The organism is Sporosarcina sp. ACRSL (assembly GCF_022346605.1).
Taxonomy (GTDB): Bacteria; Bacillota; Bacilli; order Bacillales_A; family Planococcaceae; genus Sporosarcina.
Map to the genome: position 1 here is coordinate 24,743 of NZ_JAKRNT010000022.1, position 6,000 is coordinate 30,742.

Annotated in this window: 5 protein-coding genes, 1 pseudogene and 1 riboswitch; all 6 genes and pseudogenes read right to left on the reverse strand. The window is 44.6% G+C overall.

Annotated features, from left to right (window positions below; translation table 11 throughout):
* Window positions 1-19 precede the first annotated feature (19 nt).
* Window positions 20-194: riboswitch (Lysine riboswitch) on the reverse strand.
* Window positions 195-247: 53 nt separating this feature from the next.
* The gene (gene yunB / locus MHZ92_RS20835) at window positions 248-1,063 is read right to left on the reverse strand and encodes a sporulation protein YunB (protein WP_239433640.1); all 816 of its coding nucleotides are present in this window, start codon (window positions 1,061-1,063) and stop codon (window positions 248-250) included.
* Window positions 1,064-1,124: 61 nt separating this feature from the next.
* Window positions 1,125-2,522: a bifunctional metallophosphatase/5'-nucleotidase gene (locus tag MHZ92_RS20840; RefSeq protein ID WP_239433641.1), complete on the reverse strand. Its 1,398-nt coding sequence runs from the start codon at window positions 2,520-2,522 to the stop codon at window positions 1,125-1,127.
* Window positions 2,523-2,525: 3 nt separating this feature from the next.
* On the reverse strand, window positions 2,526-3,350 hold the full coding sequence (locus tag MHZ92_RS20845) for a sulfite exporter TauE/SafE family protein (protein WP_239433642.1): 825 nt from the start codon (window positions 3,348-3,350) through the stop codon (window positions 2,526-2,528).
* Between the two features lie 2 nt (window positions 3,351-3,352).
* A complete protein-coding gene (locus MHZ92_RS20850) occupies window positions 3,353-4,213 on the reverse strand; it encodes a DUF72 domain-containing protein (protein WP_239433643.1) in 861 nt (286 codons plus the stop codon).
* 149 nt (window positions 4,214-4,362) lie between these two features.
* Window positions 4,363-5,412, reverse strand: a complete 1,050-nt coding sequence (locus tag MHZ92_RS20855; protein ID WP_239433644.1) for a 2,3-butanediol dehydrogenase — start codon at window positions 5,410-5,412, stop codon at window positions 4,363-4,365.
* Between the two features lie 213 nt (window positions 5,413-5,625).
* Window positions 5,626-6,000: pseudogene (locus MHZ92_RS20860) on the reverse strand (hypothetical protein); the annotation flags it as partial.

Sequence of the window (6,000 nt, forward strand, 5' to 3'; positions counted from 1 at the left end):
AAGATGTTTTATCTAACATACGATCTGTAGCTCATCATGCAATATGCATGACAGTGTCATTCCTATTCGAAATGACCCCAGCATGGATGGAACGGCAACCCATTACATGCTTCGGCAAAACTTCCTTTCACGGACGGTCATCAATGCCACTCTCACGTCCATTACTCTTAAGCCTTGCAGCCTCTACCTAATCGGTGTTCTTTTTTGCTCTACTAGCCTATCAGGTATTCGGCATTATTTCAAGTGCTTATTGTCCGCTTCCTGTAATTGGAAACGGCACTTCGATTTGAGGAGGGTTTCCGCCCCCTCCATTGTAAATCTGTGGAATCGGACTTTGGAGCAAACCGATGGCAACGAGTATTCTTTGTTCAACCTTTTTTTGTGTAGTCGCCATAGGAACGATGACTTGAACGTTCACTGTAATTAAAATATTCACTTCAACAATTGCATTATTAATGCCGAATTCTTTAACTTCCGTTTCTACGTCCGTCTTTGCATCCCCAATGACATGGAATCGGATTGGAATTTTCGGACCGAAATTCCCGAGTAGCGGGATATCGAGCGCTTGACCCATCGGAACGAAAAAGACGACTCCCCCATCAGCTTCCATCGAATCGGGATCATATTCGATATTCTCGCTACGCGGTAGCATTTCCAAATTGCCGCTTTCCGCCATATCCAAATAAGATTCGACGAGACCATGTATTTCTGCCATCGTCCTATTAATGATATCCGTATTCAATGTATTCGTTACCATTCCTGGAGAGTCATTCTCCACAATTTCAATGACGTCATTGACATCGTAAATGGCCGTTGAACGTGATTTAATCGCTTGTGTTATGACGTGAGCCGCTATTTTTTCCGTTTGGACTTCTGCATATTGAATATAGATCGGGGTTAATTTTGAATTTACGTAGTAGATAAAGAAGGCGATTGTAATAAGAATTGCAGGGAAGATTAGCGGCAAGAAGCGACGTTTACGGCGAGGCCCTCCAGGATGACTGGAACGGCGATAACGGTTTCTTTTTCTATAATTTCGAGACGGTTGCCCGTAAAATCTCAAAACGACCCCTCCTGCCTAATATTATGCAGGACAGAGGCCGTTCATTCTTCGTGGTTGCGTCCTATTCGGTTTCGTTCATCGTATTTCGACTAACGCTTTTCATCCCATACCAAGTGAAGACATCTCGAATTAGTTCTGGCATATGATATTCTTTTTCCGCCTCTTTCAATACCGGGAAAAAGAAACCGAATGTGAACATATCAAGCGTTGCCAATGTGAATGTTTTTCCAGGGACTACTTTTCGATTGCCCGCATAGAGCTCGCCATCACTTTTCCTAAAAAGCCGTTCAAATATCATCTTTCCCATGAACGTGCCACGAAAACCGAGCCCTTTGATTTCTGTTTCCGGCCAAGATTCATTGCCAGCCAACTTATAAACCTCGAGCAATTCCGCCCCATCCAACGTAATTGTACATGGATTGATAGGATGTGGGAGCAAAGCATGTACCATTCGTTTTGTGACCCAGCCTTTTTCGAGGCTCCCTAAAAAAATCCCTGCGTTGAACATGGCACAATCAGCTTCTGTATAGTCAATTAACGCTCGCCCAAAAAAGGAGGACAACGGGCTATCCGCGAATAGCTGTTGCTTTAAATGACTTGGATTGTAGAAGACTTTCTCTTCCATCGCATCTTTTCCGGCTTGAATCAAATCATTTACTTCCTGTATATCTTCTTCTGCGCTAGCCAGCTCGCGTACATGGACGACTTCAGCCTTCTTTTCGACGACTGCTTTATGATCCACAGCGAATTTGATTTTAACATGGCCTACATACTCTCCGAACTTTCCTGTGGCGGCTAGCAATGTGTCATTCACCATTTCGCCTTCTATGAATAAATGATGGGTATGCGCTCCTAAAATGACGTCAATTTGCTCGCATTCTTCAGCGAGCAGCCTATCTTCATGTACACCTAAATGCGAAAGGATCACAATGACATCTGTTTTATGCCTGATTTGCTCAGTCAATTGTTTGACAGCTTGCCTCGGCTCACCGATATGCCAGCCCAACTTTGCATAAAAATCGGTGTACATTGCAGTGGCGCCGATGACACCGATGCGAATGCCTGCAGCCGTTTCATAGATCAAATAAGGCTTCAGCCATTTTGGGACCGATTTGTCCATGTCATACAAATTACAAAGGACGACATCGAAATCCGCCCCTTCGTAAAGGGTGTTCAGAGACCTTTTAGACATCGTGATGCCTTCATTATTACCGATTGTGACAGCATCATATCCAGCCTTGTTCAGCAATGCGACATTTCCTTTGCCAGATGTCCCTTCCGTGAACGGGTGAGATCTGTCCACGTGGTCACCGACATCGAAGATGAAACACGCCTCTTCATCTACATTGTGCTGCTCTCTCCGCGAATGCAAATGCCTATTGATCTTTGGCCAGCTGTCAAAATGACTATGAATATCATTCGTATGATATAAATGGATAGTTTCTACTTGGCGTTCCATGTCTCAACCCCATATTCCCTCAATAATTGACCTCACTCCGAATAATAACAGCATAAGTCGTAAAACGAGCACTAACGTATCTGAGTTCATCTTTTTATTGAGCATTGTCCCGATCATGCCGCCAATATACGCTCCTGGTATGACCGGAAGTGCGTATAGCCAAGGGACATGACCTAATGAGATATGTGTAATAGAGTTCACGATAGCTGACAAAAAGACGATAAACATCGATGTGCCGACTGCAACATGCGGTGGAAACAAGAATAGAAGGATCAGCGCTGGTACAATCATCGTTCCGCCGCCGATGCCGAAAAGGCCAGACGAAAATCCGATAATGAATGTAAGAATGAGTGCAAACCAGATCGGATAGCCATACACATGGGTTTCCCCATGTTGGTCAATAAATGTCCTCGGTTTGCCATGCTCAACAAACCATTGGATCGGCTTTAAATATTTGCGTGCAAGTAAAAGAATTGAAAGTACAATGAGCAAAATACCAAAGTATAAATTAAATGATGACAAATCAATCCCTTTGTTGACAAACGCCCCGATCATCAGGCCCGGTATGGAACCCGCGAAAAAAATCCATCCCGTCCGAAAGTCGACAGTCTTCCCTTTCATATGCGAAATCGTGGAAGAAAGGCCATTAAAAATCATCATAATGACTGAAATTCCTACTACTGTTTGCGGAGTGATGCCCGGAATCCAACCTAAGTCAATTCCTACTAATAATGTGAGCGGTACGAGGATAGTTCCCCCGCCGAGGCCGACAATCGACCCCATCACTCCGGATATTGCACCGATCAGTGCCAATAACAGAAACGCCATTCTTATTCCTCCTCAAAAAAATCTAGCTGCTTTGGTGCAAGTGCCTGGAAGTCAATGCCCATCATTTTTTGAAAGCGTTTCGCGTTCTCTGCTGCATGGCCACCAGAATTATTATTAAAGACGACGAAAACGTTCTCCGCCTCATTCTCTAATTTCAAAGCGGCTTCCCGAAATTCTTCTAATTCATTGTCCGCGTAATTATAGAGATAACGGACTTTCCGCCAAGCTTCCTGATCTCCCGTCGCATTGCGCCACCCATTCATATTCCTGCCATGCAAGCGAACGAAAACTTTATCGCTCCGTGTCGTTTCTGCAACGAGTGGAACACTGCCCACTCCAGCTTGCGGCTCGTCACAAACAGTATGAATGAAATCTAGATCCTTCAGGAATGAAAGTGTCCTTTCCTGCATAGATGGAGCGTACCATGATTGGTGGCGGAACTCGATTGCTACATCGTAACCTTCCAATTGCCTTCGGATATATCTAATCTGTTCCACATTTTCACGTTTGCAATCAAACCAAGGCGGAAATTGAACTAGAATCATAGCAAGCTTCCCGGCAATCCGCATCGGCTCTACGGAAAGCTTGAACTGGTGGAACATTTCTTCTTGAGAAGAATACGGCAGTTTGCCACGCTGATGTCCTGTCATTCCTTGATAAGCTTTTACGATGAATTGAAAGTCATCAGGCGTTTCAGCAATCCATTTCCGGATATTCCGTTCCGGCTGAATGGCGTAAAAAGATGCATCGAGTTCAACGATCGGAAAGTGGGAGCTATAATCGATGAGTTTTTCATTTTTTTTAGAGGTTGATGAATAGACATCCGGATGGTCTCCCCATCCTGTCAATCCGACATGTATCATAAGATCCCTCTTTTCCGTTCACTAGATGAATATCCTACATCATATCATATGTCAACGGAAGGATTCCGCCTTTTTGCATATTGGATGGGCTCGCTTTGGACAAACAAAAGAGGCAGCCAAAACTTGGCTGCCTCATGAAATGGAGAGTATTACATTTCTCCGCTTAGTTTTACTAAGATTTTTGATTGTGTTTTATCATTCGTCAAAGCTTCAAAGCCTTTATCCACAATGTCATCCAATTCAATTTGAGAAGTGATGATTCCTTGTGGCTTCAACTGACCCGTTCCGATTAAATCAACTGTTTGTTGGAACGTAGTTGGTGTATAGGCAATGGTTGATGTCACTTTCACGCCCGTATTCGTCAATTGCATTGGGTTCCATTCGATTGGACGAGCAAAGATGGATACAATAACCATTGTTCCACGAGCACGTGTTGCGTCGATAGCTTGTTTGAAAGTCGGTGCAACACCGGCAACTTCAAAGGATACATCCACGCCATGAGGAACAACTTCTTTAATCGCCTGTACTGGATCTACTTGACCAGAATTGAATACATGCGTAGCACCGAGTTCTTTAGCTTTCTCTAAACGCTGATCCGATAGATCAAACGCAAAGATTTTACTTGCACCCGCTGCTTTTGCTGCGATGATTGTGAGCAATCCAATCGGACCCGCTCCAAATACCGCTACTGTATTTCCAAACTGCATATTTCCTTCTTTGATTGCCTGTACAGCTACTGCTGTAGGCTCTACTAATGCGCCATCTTGTAATGTCATACCTTCTGGCAATTTATAAATATGGTTTTCACCTGCGTTTACATATGTAGCAAAACCGCCGTCCGACCCTAAGCCGATGAATTGGAAACCATCATAAGCATCTACATCTTCATGTTTATAACCGAATGTATACATAGGGTTAATTGCAACACGATCGCCAACTTTAATAGAAGTTACGTCTTTCCCTACTTTTTCTACTACACCCGCGAATTCATGTCCCATTGCGAGCGGTGCCTGTTGTCCAGTTAATTCATGTGGCGCATCAACCGGAATAAACACTGGTCCCTCTTGATATTCATGTAAATCCGAACCACATATACCTGCCCATGCTACGCGCACTGTCACCTCATTGTCTTGCAAAGGCTTCAGTTCACGTTCTTCCACACGGATATCTTTCTCGCCATACCATACTGCTGCTTTCATACTTCATACCTCCTATTTTTTGATGAATAATCTACTGCGATGTTTCTAAAACGGAAATAGAAGAATTGAATTAAATATCTTTAATTCAAGGTAATTATACCATTTAATCTAGAAATATTCAAAACAAACGAACTAGAAAAGCAGTTTTTATATGGTTTTATTTCTATTATTTAACAATTAATAGTTAATAAAGAGTGGATATTCTTTACTTGATCAGACGTAGAATTTGCTATTCGGGACGGGAAGGCTCGTTTCGAGCGTGGGATGACCCGCTTCGGGCGAGGGTTGGCTCACTTCGGGCGAGGTTTGGCTTGCTTCGAGCGCGAGATGGCTCACTTCGGGCGCGGGACGGCTCGCTTCGAGCGCGGAATGGATCGCTTCGGGCGCGGGATGGCTCACTTCGAGCGTGGGATGGCTCGCTTCGGGCGCGGAATGGCTCGCTTCGGGCGTGGGATGGCTCGCTTCGGGCGTGGGATGACCCGCTTCGGGCGAGGGTTGGCTCACTTCGGGCGAGGTTTGGCTTGCTTCGAGCGCGAGATGGCTCACTTCGGGCGCGGGACGGCTCGCTTCGAGCGCGGAATGGATCGC